This window comes from Streptomyces sp. NPDC058289, from assembly GCF_042880975.1.
GTDB classification, from domain to species: Bacteria; Actinomycetota; Actinomycetes; order Streptomycetales; family Streptomycetaceae; genus Streptomyces; species Streptomyces stoeckheimensis.
On record NZ_JBHVYI010000008.1, the window covers coordinates 85288 to 102987 of the forward strand.

Consider the following 17700-nt stretch of genomic DNA (forward strand, 5'->3'; position numbering starts at 1 on the left):
GATGACTGCTTTGCATAAACGTGCGGTCGTACGTATAGTCATGCCATCGAGGAGGAGGGTCCGATGGTGGTACGTGTAGCGGTGGCCGGTGCGAGCGGATACGCGGGCGGGGAGGTGCTGCGCCTGCTGCTGGCCCACCCCGAGGTCGAGATCGGCGCGCTGACCGCCAACTCCAACGCCGGGCAGCCGCTCGGTGCGCTCCAGCCGCACCTGGTGCCGCTGGCCGGACGCGTACTGGAGGCGACCACGCCCGAGGTGCTCTCCGGTCATGATGTCGTCTTCCTGGCCCTGCCGCACGGGCAGTCCGCCGCCGTGGCCGCCCAGCTCGGTGAAGAAGTCCTCGTCGTCGACATGGGCGCCGACCACCGGCTCCAGGACTCCGCCGACTGGGACAAGTTCTACGGCGCCCCGCACGCCGGGACCTGGCCCTACGGCCTTCCCGAGCTGCCGGGCGCCCGCGCCGCCCTGGCCGGCTCCAAGCGCATCGCCGTCCCCGGCTGCTACCCGACCGCCGTCTCGCTCGCACTGTTCCCGGCCTACGCCGCGCAGCTCGCCGAGCCCGAGGCCGTGATCGTCGCCGCCTCCGGGACCTCCGGCGCCGGCAAGGCGCTCAAGCCGAACCTGCTGGGCTCCGAGGTCATGGGCTCCATGAGCCCGTACGGGGTCGGCGGCGGCCACCGCCACACGCCCGAGATGGTGCAGAACCTCAGCCCCGTGGCCGGTCAGCGGGTCTCCGTCTCCTTCACGCCCACGCTGGCGCCGATGCCCCGCGGCATCCTGGCGACCTGCTCCGCCAAGGCGCTGCCGGGCACCACGGCCGACGCGGTCCGCGCCGCGTACGAGAAGGCGTACGCGGACGAGCCCTTCGTGCACCTGCTGCCCGAGGGCCAGTGGCCGGCGACGGCGTCCGTCTACGGTTCCAACGCCGTTCAGATCCAGGTCGCGTACGACGAGGCCGCGCAGCGGATCATCGCGATCAGCGCCATCGACAACCTGACCAAGGGCACCGCCGGCGGCGCGGTCCAGAGCATGAACATCGCCCTGGGGCTCCACGAGAGCCTGGGTCTTTCCACGATCGGAGTCGCACCGTGAGTGTCACGGCAGCACAGGGGTTCACGGCGGCGGGCATCGCCGCCGGGATCAAGGCGAACGGCAATCCCGACCTGGCCCTCGTGGTCAACAACGGGCCGCGCCTGGCCGCGGCGGGCGTCTTCACCTCCAACCGGGTCAAGGCCGCGCCCGTCCACTGGTCCGAGCAGGTCCTGCGGGGCGCCACCGTCAGCGCGGTGGTCCTCAATTCCGGCGGCGCCAACGCGTGCACCGGACCCAAGGGCTTCCAGGACACCCACGCCACCGCCGAGAAGGTCGCCGAGGTCCTGAACGGCCACGGCCCGGGCGGTCAGGTCAACGCCGGCGAGGTCGCCGTCGCGTCCACCGGCCTGATCGGCATCCTGCTCCCCATGGACAAGCTGCTGCCCGGCATCGAGACCGCGGCCGCCGCGCTCTCCGCCGACGGCGGCGAGGCCGCGGCCATCGCCATCAAGACCACCGACACCGTGCACAAGACGGCCACGGTGACTCAGGACGGCTGGACCGTCGGCGGCATGGCCAAGGGCGCCGGCATGCTCGCCCCGGGCCTGGCCACCATGCTCGTCGTCCTCACCACCGACGCCGACCTGGACAGCGCCACCCTCGACAAGGCGCTGCGCGCCGCGACCCGCACCACCTTCGACCGGGTCGACTCCGACGGCTGCATGTCCACCAACGACACGGTGCTGCTGCTCGCCTCCGGCGCGTCCGGCCGGGTGCCGGCGTACGAGGCGTTCGCGGAGGCCGTACGCACGGTCTGCGACGACCTGGCCCGCCAGCTGATCGGCGACGCCGAGGGCGCCAGCAAGGACATCCGCATCGAGGTCATCGGCGCGGCCACCGAGGAGGACGCGGTCGAGGTCGGCCGGTCCATCGCCCGGAACAACCTGCTCAAGTGCGCCATCCACGGCGAGGACCCGAACTGGGGCCGTGTCCTGTCCGCGATCGGCACCACGCAGGCCGCCTTCGACCCGGACCGGCTGAACGTCGCCATCAACGACGTCTGGGTCTGCAAGAACGGCTCGGTCGGCGAGGACCGCGACCTGGTCGGCATGAAGGGCCGCGAGGTCCGCATCACCGCGGACCTGTCCACCGGTTCGCAGTCCGCGGTCATCTGGGCCAACGACCTGACCGCCGAGTACGTCCACGAGAACAGCGCGTACTCCTCATGAGCACTGCACGCAGGCACACCGCCCTGCCCAAGGCCGAGATCCTCATCGAGGCCCTGCCCTGGCTGACCCGCCACAACGGCAAGGTCGTCGTCATCAAGTTCGGCGGCAACGCCATGATCGACGAGGACCTGAAGGCCGCCTTCGCCCAGGACGTCGTCTTCCTGCGCCAGGCCGGCCTGAAGCCGGTCGTCGTCCACGGCGGCGGCCCGCAGATCAACGCCCAGCTCGACAAACAGGGCCTGGTCAGCGAGTTCAAGGCGGGTCTGCGCGTCACCACGCCCGAGGCGATGGACGTCGTACGGATGGTCCTGGCCGGGCAGGTCCAGCGCGAGCTGGTCGGGCTGCTCAACCAGCACGGGCCGTTGGCCGTCGGCATGACCGGCGAGGACGCGCACACCATCACCGCCACCAAGCACCTGCCCGAGATCGACGGCGAGAGCGTCGACATCGGACGGGTCGGCGAGATCACCGCCATCGACACCGGCGCGATCGAAGCGCTGCTGGCGGACGGCAGGATCCCGGTCATCTCCTCCATCGCGCGCAGCGCCGACGACCACCACGTGTACAACGTGAACGCCGACACGGCCGCCGCGGCGCTCGCCGCCGCGCTCGGCGCCGAGACGCTGATGGTCCTCACCGACGTGGAGGGGCTCTACGCGGACTGGCCCAACAGCGACGAGGTCATCAGCAGGCTCACCGTCAGCCAGCTCGAGAAGCTGCTGCCCGAGCTGTCCAGCGGCATGGTCCCGAAGATGGAGGGCTGTCTGCACGCCGTCCGCAACGGGGTGACCACCGCCCGGGTGATCGACGGGCGGGTCCAGCACTCGATCCTGCTGGAGATCTTCACGGACGAGGGAATCGGCACGATGGTCGTGCCCGACGGTCAGGGACTCGACGTACAGGCAGTCCAGGCACAGGCAGTCCAGACACAGGCAGTTCAGACACAGGCAGTTCAGACACAGGCAGTCCAGACACAGGGAGGGGACCCCGCATGACCGGCAACCAGGAGTTCGCCGCCCGCTGGCAGGGCGCGCTGACCAACAACTACGGCACCCCCGCGCTGGCGCTCGTACGCGGCGAAGGAGCGCAGGTCTGGGACGCGGACGGCAAGCAGTACACCGACTTCGTCGGCGGTATCGCGGTCAACGCCCTCGGCCACGCGCACCCGGCCATCGTCACCGCCGTGACCGAGCAGATCTCCACCCTGGGCCACGTCTCCAACCTCTACGCCTCCGAGCCGGTCCTCGCGCTCGGCGAGCGGCTGCTCCAGCTCTTCGGCCGCCCCGGCAAGGTTTTCTTCTGCAACTCCGGTGCCGAGGCCGTCGAGGCCGCCTTCAAGATCGGCCGACTGACCGGGCGGACCCACATGGTCGCCACCGACGGCGGCTTCCACGGCCGCACCATGGGCGCCCTGGCGCTCACCGGCCAGCCGAAGAAGCAGGGTCCGTTCCTGCCGCTCCCCGGAGACGTCACGCACGTCCCGTACGGCGATGTGGAGGCCCTGCGGGCCGCCGTCACCGAGGAGACGGCGTTCGTGATCATCGAGCCGATCCAGGGCGAGAACGGCGTGGTCGTCCCCCCGGCCGGATACCTGACGGCCGCCCGTGAGATCACCCGGGCCACCGGCACCCTGCTCGTCCTCGACGAGGTGCAGACCGGCATCGGACGCTGCGGCCAGTGGTTCGAGCACCAGGCCCACGAGGGCGTCGAGCCCGATGTCGTCACACTCGCGAAGGGTCTCGGCGGGGGTCTGCCGATCGGCGCCGTCGCCGTCTTCGGACCCGTGGCCGACCTGCTCCAGCCCGGCCAGCACGGCACCACCTTCGGTGGCAACCCGGTCGCGTGCGCCGCCGGCCTCGCCGTGATCGACACCATCGCCGCCGACGCGCTCCTCGACCAGGTCAAGGAGCGCGGCGAGCGCCTGCGGGGCGGAATCGAAGGATTCGCACACCCGCTCGTCTCGCACGTCCGCGGCGCGGGCCTTCTGCTGGGTATCGTGCTGACCGAGCCGCTCGCACCGCAGGTCCAGCGCGCGGCTCAGGACGCCGGCTTCCTGGTCAACGCGCCCGCCCCCGACGTCGTACGGCTCATGCCCCCGTACGTGCTCTCCGAGGCCGAGGTGGACGCGTTCCTGCAGGCCCTGCCCGGCGTGCTGGACGCAGCGAAGTCCGCCGCGGACGTGGACGGATGATCAATCGGGGAATGGGACGACGATGAGTCAGGCGCAGGAACACGAGCAGAACGGCCAGTCCGTCCCGCAGACCCGCACCGCCCGCCACCGCCGGATCGTGGACATCCTCAACCGGCAGCCGGTCCGCTCCCAGAGCCAGCTGGCGAAGCTGCTCGCCGACGACGGGCTGAGCGTCACCCAGGCGACGCTCAGCCGCGACCTCGACGAGCTCGGCGCGGTGAAGATCCGCAACACCGGCGGCGAGCTGATCTACGCGGTCCCCAGCGAGGGCGGCTTCCGCACCCCGCAGGCGCCGCTCGGCGAGTCGGCGAAGGAGGAGCGCATGCGGCGCCTCTCCGGCGAGCTGCTGATCTCGGCGGAGGCCTCCGCGAACCTCGTGGTCCTGCGCACCCCGCCGGGTGCGGCCCAGTTCCTCGCCTCCGCGATCGACCAGGCCGAACTCCAGGCCATCCTCGGCACGATCGCGGGCGACGACACCCTGATGCTGATCAGCCGCGACCCGGCGGGCGGCCAGGCCCTCGCCGACCACCTGCTGAGGCTGGCCCAGAAGGAAAGCTGACCACCGGGCCGGTGCCCGACCGGTTCCCGGTCAGTACCGGGTGACGGCCAGGTCGCCGGACTCCGTGCCGATCGCGATGTACGGCCGCCTGCGCGGATCCGCCCAGCGCAGCACCGCGCGCATCGCGCCCTCGGGGACCGAGACGCAGCCGGCCGTCGCGCCCTTGCCGTTCACGTGCAGGAAGATGCCCGCGCCCCGGCCCCGTACCGGGTGCTCGTAGTTGAAGGCGATGACCAGCGCGTGCGCGTACTGCGTCGTGTACGTGGTCAGGTGCTCCGCCTCGCCGGGCGCGCAGTCCGCGGGCAGCGGCTCCACCCAGCGGTTGTAGCTCTCCGAGGCGTTGTCCTGGCACCACCAGGAGTCGGGGGTCACCCGCCGGTAGCGGTACGCCGTACCGGCCGGGGCGTGCGCGATGCCGAAGGCGTAGGGGAGCGCATACAGGCCGGCCGGGGTGGTGTTCGTGCCCTGGGTCCGGGTCGCGCCCTCGGTCAGCCCGTTCGCGCCGAAGCGGGCGGGCGCGCTCCCCGTCGGGTACCAGCGCCCGGCCCACCGGTCCCACCAGGTCAGACGCCCGGTCGTGGAGCCGGGGGCCGGAGCCACGGCGGTGATCAGCTGGCTCCCGCCGCCGGTGTCGGCGAGCCGGGCGGGCAGCGGCGGGTCACCCTGGGGGCCCTGTACCAGCAGGCTGGTGACGATCAGTGAGGTGGCGAAGAGCGCGGTACGCAGCACATGTCAGACGGTACGGGGCGGAAGGGGCAGCGGCAGCGCAGGCAGGCCGTCGACGCTCACTCCGATGAACTCCTTCTTCTCGCAGTACTCGTTGAACTCCTCGTCCGTCTTGCGGCCGAAGTACTCCGCGTGCAGCGTGCGCTCGCCCTGGTAGTCCATCAGGGGGACGGCGAACCCGCACACGGTGGCGATCCGCCGGGTCCTCACGAGGATGACGGCGCGCGCCGAAGGCCCGTCGGCGTCCCCGAACCGCTCGATCAGCCCGTCCCAGCGCGGGTCGTCGCGGAAGACGGCCTCGCCGTCGCCGTGGATGCGCACGATGTTCGGCGGCCCGCTGAACGCGCACCACATCAGCGTGATGCGGCCGTTCTCGCGGACGTGGGCGATGGTCTCGGCGCCGCTGCCGCCGAAGTCCAGGTAGGCGAGGGTCGTTTCGTCGATGACGACGAGCGTGCCGGCGCGGCCCTTGGGGGAGAGGTTGACGTGCCCGTCGCCGGACAGCGGCGCGGTGGCGGTGAAGAAGACCGGCTGCTCCTCGATGAAGGTGCGCATGCGGCTGTCAATGCGGTCATAGAGCTTTCCCATGATCCGATTATCGGTGCGCCGGGGGCGGGGCCGGACCGCATTTTCACCAGTTGAGACGGGTCCGGCGCATCTCGGCCCAGTCGAGCTTGAAGTAGTACCGCTCGTAGAGGGTCCGCAGCTCCCTCCGTTCGAAGGTCTCCCGGCGGGCCGTCGCCTGCCAGTCCCATCCCCGCAGCAGGTCCAGCGCGATGCGCCGCAGTGCCGGGTCGGGGTCGTCCAGTGCGGCGGTCAGTGCGGGCAGCCCCTCGTCGGCGGCCTGGGCGGCCAGCAGCCTGAGAGCGGCCCGGCGGATGTGCGCGGGGCGGTCCGGCAGGGTGCGTGCCACCAGCGGGCCCGCCGCCAGCCGGCCGGCCACCGGGCGCAGCGAGCGCGTCGCCTCCCGGACCACCGCCGGTGACGGGTCGTCCAGCAGCGCGGTCAGTGCCTCCGGGCCGGGGCCTGGCCCGTCGAGCAGCCGCAGCCCCGCGACGGCCGCCGCCCGGACGGGGCCGTCCCGGTGGCCGAGCAGGCCGGTCAGCACGGCGCAGTCCGCGCGCTCGGCGCACTCCGCGAGCCCAAATACGGCCCCGGGCGACGGGAGGTCGGCGCACAGCTGCAGGTACGCGGCGCGCACCTCGCCGCCGTCCTGGGGAGGAGCCCCGCCGTCCGCTCGGTGCGGAGCAGTCCGGAGCGCAGCGCCGCGCTGCGGATCCCGGCGTCGGGGTCCGCGGTGAGGTCCGCGACGCGGTCCGCCGGGAGCAGTCCGTGGGCCAGCGCGGCCCGGACGGCGGCGAGCCGGGTCCCCGGGTCCGCGTCGTCCGTCAGCTCGAGGATCAGTGCGGCGGGCGGCGAGCCGAGCCGCGCCAGGCACAGTCCCCAGGCCCAGGCGCCGTACCGGCGCGGGCTCACGAGCAGGGCGAGGGGCGCCAGGGCGCGTACGAGGTCCGCCGCGGCGGCGTCGGCGGCGGCCGCGACGGCCGCGTCCAGTTCCGCGGTCAGCACCGCCCGCGCCCGGTCTCGTACGGGCTCCTCCGTGTCGGCGCACCGGATCAGCACCAGCTCCAGGACCTCGGGCCGGCCGGCCGCCTGCCCGAGGGCGGCCTTCCGCACCCGGGGGTCGGCGTGGCACAGGCAGAGGGCGAGCTCGGCGGCGGCCGGGGGCGCGGCGGCCCAGGTCACCCCGTGTCTGCGGTGCCAGTGCGGGGCGGTGCTCCAGTCGGCGATCTCCCGGCTGTCGAACCGGTGCGGGCCCACCCGGACGGTGCCGGAGGAGCTCCGGCGCCCGTGGTGGGCGACGGTGGACCAGTAGACGCTGGTGTCGAGCTGCGCCCAGGCCCGCGGGCCGCCGCCGTCAAGGGCGCGCGCAGGGCCCTTGCCGTGCAGCAGGCGCTCGGCCGGTGAGTGGAATTCGGTCCGGGACAGGGGTGGAAGCATCTCCATCCGCGCACTCTAGGTGGTCGTCACAGCCGCTGACCTCCTGTTATTCCGTCCATTGACGAAACATGCAGACCAGTGCATAGTTATGCCTACCGCTGTTGGACGTAACGGCGGATGCACCGTGTAAGGAGAACCCCGTGGCCGAGCGCGTCGTACTCGCCTATTCAGGCGGTCTGGACACCTCCGTCGCCATCGGCTGGATCGCCGAGGAGACGGGCGCCGAGGTCATCGCCGTCGCGGTGGACGTCGGTCAGGGCGGCGAGGACCTGGACGTCATCCGCGAGCGGGCGCTCGCCTGCGGTGCGGTCGAAGCCGAGGTCGCCGACGCCAGGGACGAGTTCGCCGACGAGTACTGCCTCCCGGCGATCAAGGCGAACGCCCTCTACATGGACCGCTACCCGCTGGTCTCGGCCCTCTCGCGGCCCGCCATCGTCAAGCACCTCGTGGCCGCCGCCCGCAAGCACGGCGCCACCACCGTCGCCCACGGCTGCACCGGCAAGGGCAACGACCAGGTCCGCTTCGAGGCCGGCATCGCCGCCCTCGGCCCCGACCTCCAGTGCATCGCCCCGGTCCGCGACTACGCGATGACCCGCGACAAGGCCATCGCCTTCGCCGAGAAGGCGAACCTGCCGATCGCGACCACCAAGAAGTCCCCGTACTCCATCGACCAGAACGTCTTCGGGCGCGCCGTCGAGACGGGCTTCCTGGAGGACATCTGGAACGCGCCGATCGAGGACATCTACGAGTACACCGCGGACCCGGCCCTGCCGCGCGAGGCCGACGAGGTCGTCATCTCCTTCAAGGAGGGCGTCCCGGTCGCCATCGACGGCAAGCCCGTCACCGTGCTCCAGGCCATCCAGCAGCTCAACGAGCGCGCCGGGGCCCAGGGCATCGGCCGGATCGACATCGTCGAGGACCGGCTCGTGGGCATCAAGTCCCGCGAGGTGTACGAGGCCCCGGGCGCGATCGCGCTGATCACCGCCCACCAGGAGCTGGAGAACGTCACCGTCGAGCGCGAGCTGGCCCGCTACAAGCGGCAGGTCGAGCAGCGCTGGGGCGAGATGGTCTACGACGGCCTGTGGTTCTCCCCGCTGAAGCGGGCGCTGGACGGTTTCGTCAACGAGGCCAACCAGCACGTCAGCGGCGACATCCGGATGACCCTGCACGGCGGCCGCGCGGTCGTCACCGGCCGGAAGTCGGACGAGTCGCTGTACGACTTCAACCTCGCGACCTACGACTCGGGCGACACCTTCGACCAGTCGAAGGCCCAGGGCTTCATCGAGATCTTCGGCCTGTCCTCGAAGATCGCGGCCCGCCGCGACCTCGCCTGATTTGACACCGTAGTACGAACCGCCTCCCCGTTACCTCCGCGGCGGGGAGGCGGTTGCACATCCGAAGCCATGCACGTTCTTGAGGAGCAGTAGCTGTGAGCAGCAACAACGGTGGTGACGTCCGGCTCTGGGGCGCTCGGTTCGCCGACGGTCCCGCCGAGGCCCTCGCGAAGCTGTCCGCGTCAGTCCACTTCGACTGGCGCCTGGCCCCGTACGACATCGCGGGCTCCAAGGCCCACGCCCGCGTGCTCGCCAAAGCCGGCCTGCTCACGGCCGACGAGCTCGGCCGCATGATCGCCGGCCTGGACCAGCTCGCGATCGACGTGGAGAACGGCTCCTTCACCGGCACCATCGCCGACGAGGACGTCCACACCGCACTGGAGCGGGGCCTGCTGGAGCGGCTCGGCGCCGACCTCGGCGGCAAGCTGCGCGCGGGCCGGTCGCGCAACGACCAGATCGCCACCCTCTTCCGCATGTACCTGCGCGACCACGCCCGGATCATCGGCGGCCTCGTCGCCGATCTCCAGGACGCGCTGGTCGGCCTCGCCGAGGCGCACGCCGACGTGGCCATGCCGGGCCGGACCCACCTGCAGCACGCGCAGCCGGTGCTCTTCGCCCACCACGTACTGGCCCACGTGCAGGCCCTGTCCCGTGACGCGGAGCGGCTGCGGCAGTGGGACACCCGGACCGCGGTGTCCCCGTACGGTTCGGGCGCCCTGGCGGGCTCCTCGCTCGGCCTGGACCCGGAGGCCGTCGCCGCCGACCTGGGCTTCGAGCGCGGCTCGGTCGGCAACTCCATCGACGGCACGGCCTCGCGCGACTTCGTCGCCGAGTTCGCCTTCGTCACCGCGATGATCGGGATCAACCTGTCGCGGATCGCGGAGGAGATCATCATCTGGAACACGAAGGAGTTCTCCTTCGTGACCCTGCACGACGCCTTCTCCACCGGGTCGTCGATCATGCCGCAGAAGAAGAACCCGGACATCGCGGAGCTGGCGCGCGGCAAGTCGGGCCGCCTCATCGGCAACCTGACGGGCCTGCTCGCCACCCTGAAGGCCCTTCCCCTGGCCTACAACCGGGACCTCCAGGAGGACAAGGAGCCGGTCTTCGACTCCTGCGACACCCTCGAAGTCCTGCTGCCGGCCTTCACCGGGATGATGGCCACCCTCACGATCAACCGGGAGCGGATGGAGGAGCTGGCCCCGGCCGGCTTCTCGCTCGCCACCGACATCGCGGAGTGGCTGGTCAAGCAGGGCGTGCCGTTCCGGGTGGCGCACGAGGTGGCCGGCGAGTGCGTCAAGGAGTGCGAGGGGCTCGGCATCGAGCTCGACGAGCTCACGGACGAGCAGTTCGCGAAGATCTCGGAGCACCTGACCCCGGAGGTCCGCAAGGTCCTCAACGTCAAGGGCGCGCTGGCCTCCCGCGACGGCCGCGGCGGCACCGCCCCGTCGGCGGTCGCGATCCAGCTCACGGAGCTGAAGGCCGACCTGGTCATCCAGCACGCCTGGGCGGCGCACAAGAACTGACGGTCGTGCCCGGAGGGGCGGTCGGGGCCCAAGAGCCCCGGTCGCCCCTCCGGTGTTACCGGGACCAGTCCGCCAGTGCGTCGAAGTCGGCCCGGACCAGCCCGATCCGCTCGTCGATCCGCAGCAGCAGCGCCTGCGCGGGGTGGCGCTGATCCACGTACGCGCGGTCCATGTCCGTGATGTCGTCGTCGATCCAGGCGAAGGGCCGCTCTCCCGCGTACTCCAGGATGTACTGGGTCTTCCAGAACGTTCCGCGCGGTGCGCGCCCGTGCATCCGAGGCCAGTCGATCCAGGGCAGCTCCGGCAGGCCCAGGTGCGGGCCTATCCACTCGTTGGCCTCGCCCTTCCAGGTGGTGGCCCAGACGAGCTCGTACGCCTCCGCGAGCGCGAGCAGCTCCGTCCCGTGGTCCGGATTCAGCCAAACCCGCAGCGGCTTCGCGCTCTCGGCGCCGGTCCAGCCCGTCGGGCGCATCCGGTGGGTGCGGTAGCCCTCGGGGCGGCGCTGGGGCTTGGCTGCGTAGGGGTTCAGCGGGCCGTCCACGTCGATCAGCAGCAGTGGCTTCATTCCGGCAGGGTTCCTTTCGCTGCCCCCAGGGGCATCTCATTTATTCAATGAGACACGAACGTCTCATTCGGGCTATGCTTGTCTCATGGCCATGGATCGTGATCAGGTGCTCCGCGCCGCCGCCGCCCTGCTCTCCCGCAAATCGACCGCCACGATGGACGAGGTCGCGAGGGCCGCCGGCATCGGCCGCGCGACCCTCCACCGGCACTTCGCCGGGCGCGACGCCCTCGTACGGGCGCTCGAAGAGCTCGGCATCCGGGAGTTCGAGGTGGCCTTCGACAACGCCCGCCTCGACGAGGGCACGGCGATCGACGCGCTCCGCAGGCTCGTCGCCGAGGCGGAGCCCAACGCCGAGCTGCTGGCCTTCCTCGTCACCGAGAACCAGCTCTTCGAGGGAGACCAGGTCAACGAGGGCTGGGCCCGGCTCGACGCCCGCGTCGGCGCGCTCTTCCGGCGCGGCCAGCACGAGGGCGACATCCGGATCGACCTGAGCCCCGCCTGGCTCACCGAGGCCCTTTACAGCCTCATCGGCGCCTGCGCCTGGGCCGTCATGGACGGCCGGGTCGCGGCCAAGGACTTTCAGTACATGATCACCGAGTTGCTGCTCGGTGGCGCACGACGGAGTGTGGAGAAATGAGCCGTACCGAACAGCTGACCCGGACGAAGGGGGCGGAGGGCCGGAGCCCCGGGCGCTGGCTCGCGCTCTCCGTGCTCGTGCTGGCCGTCCTGCTGGTCGCCGTCGATGCCACCGTGCTCGGTCTCGCCACGCCCGCCCTCAGCGAAGACCTGAAGCCGTCGGGCACCCAGCTCCTGTGGATCGGCGACATCTACTCCTTCGTCATCGCCGGCCTGCTCGTCTCCATGGGCTCCCTCGGCGACCGGATAGGCCGCAAGAAGCTCCTCCTCATCGGCGCGACCGCCTTCGGCGCAGTCTCGGTCCTCAACGCCTACGCCACCAGCCCCGAGATGATGATCATCGCCCGGGCCCTGCTCGGCGTGGCCGGCGCGACCTTGATGCCCTCCACCCTGGCGCTGATCCGCAACATCTTCCACGACCCCAAGGAGCGCAGCCTCGCCATCGGCATCTGGGGCGCCACCGCCTCGGCCGGCGCGGCCGTCGGCCCGGTGGTCGGCGGAGCCCTGCTCCAGCACTTCTGGTGGGGCTCGGTCTTCCTCATCAACCTCCCCGTGATGATCGTCCTGGTCATCGTCGGCATCAAGCTGCTGCCCGAGTCCAAGAACCCGGTCGCCGGCCCCTGGGACCTGTTCAGCGTCGGCCTCTCCCTCGTCGGCATCATCGGCGTGGTCTACGCCGTCAAGCAGGTCGCCACCCACGGCCTGGGCTGGGAGGTGTGGGCGTCCGCCGCCATCGGAGCGGGCGCGCTCTACACCTTCGTACGACGCCAGTTCACGCTGCCGGCTCCGCTCCTGGACATGCGGCTGTTCAAGCACCGCGGGTTCTCCGGCGCGGTCCTCGCCGACCTGCTCACCGTCTTCGGCCTGTCCGGACTGGTCTTCTTCCTCTCCCAGTTCCTCCAGCTCGTCCAGGGCCGCGATCCGCTGGAAGCCGGTCTGGCGGAGCTGCCCGCCGCCATCGGCGCCGTGGCCACCGGCCTGGTCGCGGGCAAATACGCCCGCAAGTACGGGGTACGGGTCATCGTGACGGGAGGCCTCGCCGCCATCGGCATCGCGCTGGCCGCGCTGACCGTGATCCACAAGGAGACCGGCTACCCGCTGCTCGGCGCGGCCCTGCTCATCGTCGGCCTCGGCGCCGGCTTCTCCTTCACCGTCACCGCCGACGTGATCCTCTCCAGCGTCCCCAAGGAGCAGGCCGGTTCCGCCTCGGCCGTCTCCGAGACCGCCTACGAACTGGGCGCCGCCCTCGGCATCGCCCTGCTCGGTTCGGTCGTCACCGGTGTCTACCAGGGCTTCACCGCCCCGGCCTCCGTCAGCGGATCCGTCGCCGACGCCGCCCACGAATCGCTCGGCGGCGCCGTCGAAGCGGCCAAGTCGCTGGACCCGCAGACCGCCGAGCAGATGGTCGGCGCCGCCCAGGAGGCCTTCGTGGACGGCCTGCGGCTGGCCTCCGGCGTGGGCGCGGCCGTCCTGCTGGCCACCGCCGTGGCCGCCTGGTTCCTGCTCAAGGGACAGGAGCTCCAGGACGGCATCGAGCACTGATGCCCCGCTGACACCATGACAGGGACGGGTGTCCCGCGCAGAGTTGACAGTCCGTCGACGCGCGGGACACCATCCCGGCGATGGAGATCAACGACTTGACCCCGGCGGAGCGCCGCGTATGGGACGCCTTCCCCCGCGGGGAAGGCGTCGATTTCCGGGAGGACCGCAGCGAGGAGGCCGCCGACGGCGCCTCGTGGGGACCCGAGCGGACCGTACGAGCCGAAGTCCTCGCCCACTTGCTGCTGCGCGGCGCGATCCCGCTCGACGGGCAGGTGCCCGGACTGAACGTCCGGGGCGCCCGCATCACCGGCAAGCTCAACCTCAAGTATGCCGACATCGAGCACGCGATCCGGCTGCGGGCCTGCTGGTTCGAGCGCAAACCCCTCCTCTACGGGGCCCGGTTGAGGATCGTGTCACTGAGCGACTCGGCCCTGCCCGGACTGACCGCCTCCACCGTCACCGTCGACATCGCACTGAAGCTGTCCTGCTGCCGCATCACCGGGCCGGTACGCCTCGCGGGTGCCCGGATAGCCGGCGGGCTCTTCCTCCGGAAGGCGGTCATCGGCACGGCGGGCCCGGCCGAGGAGGGCCAGGAGGCGGCGCTCCAGTTCAACCACGCCGACATCGGAACCGACGTCATCGCCATGAACCTCACCGTCCACGGCCAGACCCGCATCAACGGCGCGACCGTCGGCGGCCAGATCAACTTCGACGACGCCCGGCTCCTCGCCCCCGGCGCGACCGCCCTGCACGCCGAGATCCTCAACGTCGGCACCGACCTGCGCGCCATGCGGCTGGAGGCCCGCGGCCGGGTCAACCTCACCGGCTCCCGGATACCGGGCCAGCTCAACCTCGCCTACGCCCGCCTCATCAACCCCGGCGGGGTCGCCCTGCGCGCCTCCAGCTGTGTCGCCGGCGAGGTGTGGCTGCGCAACTGCCCGACCATCCAGGGCGGCGTGAACCTGCGACGCTCCCAGTTCGACCTGCTCCACATCACGCCCGAGACCTGGCCGCCGGCGCAGATCCGCATCGCGGGACTCGCCTACCGCGCCCTCAGCCCGCACGTTCCCGCCGAGCAGAGGCTGCCCGTGCTGGAGCGCGAGGAGTCGGGCTACGTTCCGCACGCCTACGAACAGCTCGCCACGGCCTACCGCACGGCGGGCGACGAGGCGGCAGCGCGGACCGTCCTGCTCGCCAAACTGCGGCGGCACCGCCGCACCCTGCCCCGGGCCGCCAGGGTCTGGGGCCTGCTCCAGGACGCCACCGTGGGCTACGGGTTCCGGCCGCTGCGCGCCGCGGGCTGGCTGCTGGCGCTGCTGATCACGGGGACCGTTGCGTACGGGCTCCACCCGCCCCGGGAACTGAAGCAGGGGGAGGCGCCGGACTTCAACCCGGTGTTCTACACGATCGACCTGATGCTGCCGATCATCGGCTTCGGGCAGGAGGCGCCGTTCGCGCCCGACGGCTGGTACCAGTGGCTGTCGTACCTGCTGATCGTGACCGGCTGGGTCCTCGCCACGACGACCGCGGCGGGCGTCAGCCGGTCACTGCAACGGCAGTAGGGGAGCTACCCGAGCTACGCGGCCTTGGCCTTGGTCGCGTACATGTCCACGTACTCCTGGCCGGAGAGCCGCATGACCTCGGCCATCACCGAGTCGGTGACGGCGCGCAGCACGTAGCGGTCGCGGTCCATGCCCTCGTACCGGGAGAACTCCATCGCCTCGCCGAACCGGACGGTGACCCGGCCCGGGCGCGGCATGCCGGCGCCGCCGGGCTGGAGCTTGTCGGTGCCGATCATCGCGAAGGGGACGACGGGCGCGCCGGTCATCAGGGTCAGGCGGGCGATGCCGGTGCGGCCCCGGTAGAGGCGGCCGTCGGGGGAGCGGGTGCCCTCGGGGTAGATGCCGAAGATCTTGCCCTCTTCGAGGATCCGGCGGCCGGTCATCAGGGCGGCGACTCCGCCGTTGGCCCCGTCGCGGTCCACGGGGATCATGCCGGCGCCGGTGAAGAACCAGGCCATGGCCCGGCCCTTGATGCCCTTGCCGGTCACGTACTCGTCCTTGCCGATGAAGTGGACCGTGCGGTCGCACACCAGCGGCAGGATCATCGAGTCGATGAAGGTGAGGTGGTTGCCCGCGAGGATCACCGGCCCGGTGCCCGGAATGTTCTCGATGCCCTCGACGCGGGTGCGGAACATCAGGCGCATGACGGGTCCGACAGTGGCTTTGATCAGGCGCGTACGGAACAACGTGGGCCCTCCGGCATCGAAAAGCTAGGGTTCTCGCACCCACCACGCGGCGGTAGTGCAGGTGAGGACGATACTCGCGGGTCCGCTCTGATCGCACATCGGGTTCACGAGGTGGATACGCAGTGTTGACGCACGTTTCCGCCGTGTTCCCCCCGCACACCCCCGCCCGCCACCGACGCTTGCCTACCATCGGCACGCGGATTCGGGCCGTAGGCCCCGGAGATCCCGGGACGCCCGCCCCTTGTCCGATGGGGAGTTGCACTGATGACACAGGGTGGGGCAGCGCGGCGCACGGTACTGGGCGCGGCCGTCGTCGCGGCGGGCGGAGCCTTCGGTGGACTCGCGGCGGGCGGCGGTTCGGCCGCGGCGGCGGAGAGCGGCCACGGGGGAGGCCCGGGAGGCGGGCAGGGCGGCGGTTACCGCGACCTGCCGGTGCCGACGGTCATCGGACACCGGGGAGCCAGCGGCTACCGGCCCGAGCACACGCTCGGGTCCTACCAGCTCGCGCTCGACCTCGGTGCCGACGTCGTCGAACAGGACCTCGTGCCCACCAAGGACGGCCACCTGGTGTGCCGCCACGAGAACGAGATCGGCGGCACCACGGACGTCGCCGACCACCCCGGCTTCGCGTCCCGCAAGACCACCAAGACGGTCGACGGGGTCGCGGTCACGGGCTGGTTCACCGAGGACTTCACCCTCGCCGAGCTGAAGACCCTGCGCGCGAAGGAACGCATCCCCGCCCTCCGGCAGCGCAACACCCTCTACGACGGCCGCTGGGACGTCCCCACGTTCGAAGAGGTGCTCCGCTGGGCCGACCGCGAGGGCCGGCGGCGCGGGAAGCGCGTGTGGCTGCACGTGGAGACCAAGCACCCCAGCTACTTCCGCGGCCTGGGCCTCGGGCTGGAGGAGCCCCTCGCCAAGCTGCTGCGGCGCTACGGGCGCGACGGCCGGGGCGCCCCGCTCTTCCTGCAGTCCTTCGAACCCTCCAGCATCCAGCGGCTCTCCCGGCTGGTCTCCGCCCCGCGCGTGGTGCTCCTCTCGGCGGCGGGCACCCGCCCGTGGGACTTCGAGCTGGCCAAGGATCCGCGGACGGTCGCCGACCTGGTCAAGCCCGAGGGGCTCCGGTGGATCGCCGGCTTCGCCCAGGGCATCGGGCCGACCATGGACCTGATCCTGCCGCGCGACGCCGCGGGCAAGCTCGGCGCCCCGACCACCCTGGTCGCGGACGCCCACGCGCAGGGGCTGATCCTGCACCCCTACACCGCGCGCAACGAGAACAACTTCCTGCCGGCCGACTACCGCAGGGGCACCGACCCGACGGCGTACGGCGATGCCTTCGGCGCCTTCAAGGCCTACTTCGAACAGGGCATCGACGGCATCTTCACCGACCAGCCCGACACCGGACTGCTCGCGGCGGAGGCCTTCCGCCCCGGCCGCGGGGACCTAGGCGTCAACGCCTGACCGGAGCTTCTCGTACGAGTGGGCCGTGCCCGGCGGGGAAACCGCCCGGCACGGCCTTCGCGTCCCGCCCGGCATGGACCTGCTGAAGGCTGATCTCCCCGACCTGCTCGAAACGCTCCGCCCGCTGCTCTCGGCCGAAGCGGCCGCCGAGACCGCCGGCACCGGGGTGGACGCCGACGACCTGGAACAAGCCGTCTGGGTCAGGCTGCTGGAGCACCGGCGCATCCCCGCGGAACCCGCCGACTGGCTGCGCCGTGCCGTGCGCGGGGAGGCCCGCCGGGCGCGGCGCCGGGCCCGGCGCGAAGTCCCGTACGGCCACCGCCAGCACGCGGCGCACGGCGGGCCCGGCGCGGGGACCCGTACCAGCACGGGCGCGGAACCGGAAGACGCCCTCCTGCACGGCGAGGAGAACCGGGCCCTCCGATCGGCGGTCGCCCGATTGCCCGGAAGGTGTCCGGAGCTGATGAGGGCACTTCTTTCGCCCAGGGACCTCACTTACCGTGAAATCGCAGGAGAGTTGGGTATCTCACAAGGAAGTTTGGGGCCCGTCCGTTCCCGTTGCCTGGGATGTCTGCGCAGAATGCTGGCCGTAGAGGTTGCGGCTCCCGCCCTGCGGGGAATGGAGCGGTAGACCAAGGGCCACCAGGTGA

At 71.5% G+C, this 17700-nt stretch carries 18 protein-coding genes; 12 read left to right on the top strand and 6 right to left on the bottom strand.

Translation table 11 applies throughout. The features are described 5' to 3' along the window. Positions 1-63: 63 nt before the first annotated feature. Genes argC through ACFVX6_RS06025 form a run of 5 tightly spaced genes read left to right on the top strand, consistent with a single transcriptional unit; the run spans position 64 to position 5011 of the window. A complete protein-coding gene (gene argC, locus ACFVX6_RS06005) occupies positions 64-1092 on the top strand; it encodes an N-acetyl-gamma-glutamyl-phosphate reductase (RefSeq protein WP_250744659.1) in 1029 nt (342 codons plus the stop codon). Next, a complete protein-coding gene (gene argJ, locus ACFVX6_RS06010; RefSeq protein WP_389688397.1) occupies positions 1089-2261 on the top strand; it encodes a bifunctional glutamate N-acetyltransferase/amino-acid acetyltransferase ArgJ in 1173 nt (390 codons plus the stop codon). Before argC ends, argJ begins: the two co-directional genes overlap by 4 nt. After that, on the top strand, positions 2258-3256 hold the full coding sequence (gene argB / locus ACFVX6_RS06015; protein WP_389688399.1) for an acetylglutamate kinase: 999 nt from the start codon (positions 2258-2260) through the stop codon (positions 3254-3256). The genes argJ and argB overlap by 4 nt, the downstream gene beginning before the upstream one ends. After that, positions 3253-4452: an acetylornithine transaminase gene (locus ACFVX6_RS06020; protein WP_389688401.1), complete on the top strand. Its 1200-nt coding sequence runs from the start codon at positions 3253-3255 to the stop codon at positions 4450-4452. Before argB ends, ACFVX6_RS06020 begins: the two co-directional genes overlap by 4 nt. 22 nt (positions 4453-4474) lie before the next feature. Further along, entirely contained in the window at positions 4475-5011 is a 537-nt protein-coding gene (locus ACFVX6_RS06025) for an arginine repressor (protein ID WP_266910251.1), read from the top strand. Between the two features lie 30 nt (positions 5012-5041). Here the strand turns inward: ACFVX6_RS06025 and ACFVX6_RS06030 are convergent, their stop codons facing one another. The 4 genes from ACFVX6_RS06030 to ACFVX6_RS06045 are packed head-to-tail and all read right to left on the bottom strand — an operon-like array spanning position 5042 to position 7744. Then, positions 5042-5737 (bottom strand): L,D-transpeptidase, encoded by a 696-nt coding sequence (locus ACFVX6_RS06030; RefSeq protein ID WP_389688490.1) that lies wholly within the window; start codon positions 5735-5737, stop codon positions 5042-5044. Positions 5738-5743: 6 nt separating this feature from the next. Then, entirely contained in the window at positions 5744-6325 is a 582-nt protein-coding gene (locus tag ACFVX6_RS06035; protein ID WP_389688403.1) for a pyridoxamine 5'-phosphate oxidase family protein, read from the bottom strand. A 43-nt stretch (positions 6326-6368) separates the two neighbouring features. Next, positions 6369-6845, bottom strand: a complete 477-nt coding sequence (locus ACFVX6_RS06040) for a HEAT repeat domain-containing protein (protein ID WP_389688405.1) — start codon at positions 6843-6845, stop codon at positions 6369-6371. Next, a complete protein-coding gene (locus ACFVX6_RS06045; protein ID WP_389688407.1) occupies positions 6839-7744 on the bottom strand; it encodes a hypothetical protein in 906 nt (301 codons plus the stop codon). The genes ACFVX6_RS06040 and ACFVX6_RS06045 overlap by 7 nt, the downstream gene beginning before the upstream one ends. A 134-nt stretch (positions 7745-7878) precedes the next feature. On the opposite strand from ACFVX6_RS06045, the gene ACFVX6_RS06050 reads away from it, so the two are divergent. Both ACFVX6_RS06050 and argH read left to right on the top strand, forming a co-directional pair. Further along, positions 7879-9072 carry an argininosuccinate synthase gene (locus ACFVX6_RS06050; RefSeq protein WP_389688409.1) on the top strand — a complete coding sequence of 398 codons (1194 nt, stop codon included), beginning with the start codon at positions 7879-7881 and terminating at the stop codon, positions 9070-9072. A 95-nt stretch (positions 9073-9167) separates the two neighbouring features. Next, positions 9168-10598, top strand: coding sequence for an argininosuccinate lyase (argH, locus tag ACFVX6_RS06055; protein ID WP_389688411.1), 1431 nt, complete (start codon positions 9168-9170; stop codon positions 10596-10598). A 55-nt stretch (positions 10599-10653) separates the two neighbouring features. Here the strand turns inward: argH and ACFVX6_RS06060 are convergent, their stop codons facing one another. Next, positions 10654-11163: an HAD domain-containing protein gene (locus ACFVX6_RS06060; protein ID WP_389688413.1), complete on the bottom strand. Its 510-nt coding sequence runs from the start codon at positions 11161-11163 to the stop codon at positions 10654-10656. Between the two features lie 85 nt (positions 11164-11248). On the opposite strand from ACFVX6_RS06060, the gene ACFVX6_RS06065 reads away from it, so the two are divergent. The 3 genes from ACFVX6_RS06065 to ACFVX6_RS06075 all read left to right on the top strand — a co-directional run bounded on the left by ACFVX6_RS06065 (position 11249) and on the right by ACFVX6_RS06075 (position 14903). Further along, positions 11249-11800, top strand: a complete 552-nt coding sequence (locus ACFVX6_RS06065; RefSeq protein WP_389688415.1) for a TetR/AcrR family transcriptional regulator — start codon at positions 11249-11251, stop codon at positions 11798-11800. Further along, entirely contained in the window at positions 11797-13341 is a 1545-nt protein-coding gene (locus ACFVX6_RS06070) for an MFS transporter (RefSeq protein WP_389688417.1), read from the top strand. The genes ACFVX6_RS06065 and ACFVX6_RS06070 overlap by 4 nt, the downstream gene beginning before the upstream one ends. An 80-nt stretch (positions 13342-13421) precedes the next feature. After that, positions 13422-14903 (top strand): membrane-associated oxidoreductase, encoded by a 1482-nt coding sequence (locus tag ACFVX6_RS06075; protein WP_389688419.1) that lies wholly within the window; start codon positions 13422-13424, stop codon positions 14901-14903. A 14-nt stretch (positions 14904-14917) separates the two neighbouring features. Here the strand turns inward: ACFVX6_RS06075 and ACFVX6_RS06080 are convergent, their stop codons facing one another. After that, positions 14918-15547 carry a 1-acyl-sn-glycerol-3-phosphate acyltransferase gene (locus ACFVX6_RS06080; RefSeq protein ID WP_250744673.1) on the bottom strand — a complete coding sequence of 210 codons (630 nt, stop codon included), beginning with the start codon at positions 15545-15547 and terminating at the stop codon, positions 14918-14920. Positions 15548-15853: 306 nt separating this feature from the next. Here ACFVX6_RS06080 and ACFVX6_RS06085 point away from each other — a divergent pair, with 306 nt between their 5' ends. Both ACFVX6_RS06085 and ACFVX6_RS06090 read left to right on the top strand, forming a co-directional pair. After that, positions 15854-17050, top strand: coding sequence for a glycerophosphodiester phosphodiesterase (locus ACFVX6_RS06085; RefSeq protein ID WP_389688421.1), 1197 nt, complete (start codon positions 15854-15856; stop codon positions 17048-17050). A 73-nt stretch (positions 17051-17123) separates the two neighbouring features. Further along, positions 17124-17681 (top strand): sigma-70 family RNA polymerase sigma factor, encoded by a 558-nt coding sequence (locus ACFVX6_RS06090; RefSeq protein WP_389688492.1) that lies wholly within the window; start codon positions 17124-17126, stop codon positions 17679-17681. The last annotated feature ends 19 nt before the right edge of the window (positions 17682-17700 follow it).

What these genes read in the sequence shown, in the direction of transcription:
- ACFVX6_RS06090 (WP_389688492.1), top strand. Translation starts at nt 17,124, where the DNA reads ATGGACCTGCTGAAGGCTGATCTCCCCGACCTGCTCGAAACGCTCCGC.
- ACFVX6_RS06020 (WP_389688401.1), top strand. Translation starts at nt 3,253, where the DNA reads ATGACCGGCAACCAGGAGTTCGCCGCCCGCTGGCAGGGCGCGCTGACC.
- argB (WP_389688399.1), top strand. Translation starts at nt 2,258, where the DNA reads ATGAGCACTGCACGCAGGCACACCGCCCTGCCCAAGGCCGAGATCCTC.
- ACFVX6_RS06065 (WP_389688415.1), top strand. Translation starts at nt 11,249, where the DNA reads ATGGCCATGGATCGTGATCAGGTGCTCCGCGCCGCCGCCGCCCTGCTC.
- ACFVX6_RS06085 (WP_389688421.1), top strand. Translation starts at nt 15,854, where the DNA reads ATGACACAGGGTGGGGCAGCGCGGCGCACGGTACTGGGCGCGGCCGTC.
- ACFVX6_RS06035 (WP_389688403.1), bottom strand. Translation starts at nt 6,325, where the DNA reads ATGGGAAAGCTCTATGACCGCATTGACAGCCGCATGCGCACCTTCATC.
- ACFVX6_RS06025 (WP_266910251.1), top strand. Translation starts at nt 4,475, where the DNA reads ATGAGTCAGGCGCAGGAACACGAGCAGAACGGCCAGTCCGTCCCGCAG.
- ACFVX6_RS06060 (WP_389688413.1), bottom strand. Translation starts at nt 11,163, where the DNA reads ATGAAGCCACTGCTGCTGATCGACGTGGACGGCCCGCTGAACCCCTAC.
- argC (WP_250744659.1), top strand. Translation starts at nt 64, where the DNA reads ATGGTGGTACGTGTAGCGGTGGCCGGTGCGAGCGGATACGCGGGCGGG.
- ACFVX6_RS06075 (WP_389688419.1), top strand. Translation starts at nt 13,422, where the DNA reads ATGGAGATCAACGACTTGACCCCGGCGGAGCGCCGCGTATGGGACGCC.
- ACFVX6_RS06080 (WP_250744673.1), bottom strand. Translation starts at nt 15,547, where the DNA reads ATGCGCCTGATGTTCCGCACCCGCGTCGAGGGCATCGAGAACATTCCG.
- ACFVX6_RS06070 (WP_389688417.1), top strand. Translation starts at nt 11,797, where the DNA reads ATGAGCCGTACCGAACAGCTGACCCGGACGAAGGGGGCGGAGGGCCGG.
- ACFVX6_RS06045 (WP_389688407.1), bottom strand. Translation starts at nt 7,744, where the DNA reads ATGGAGATGCTTCCACCCCTGTCCCGGACCGAATTCCACTCACCGGCC.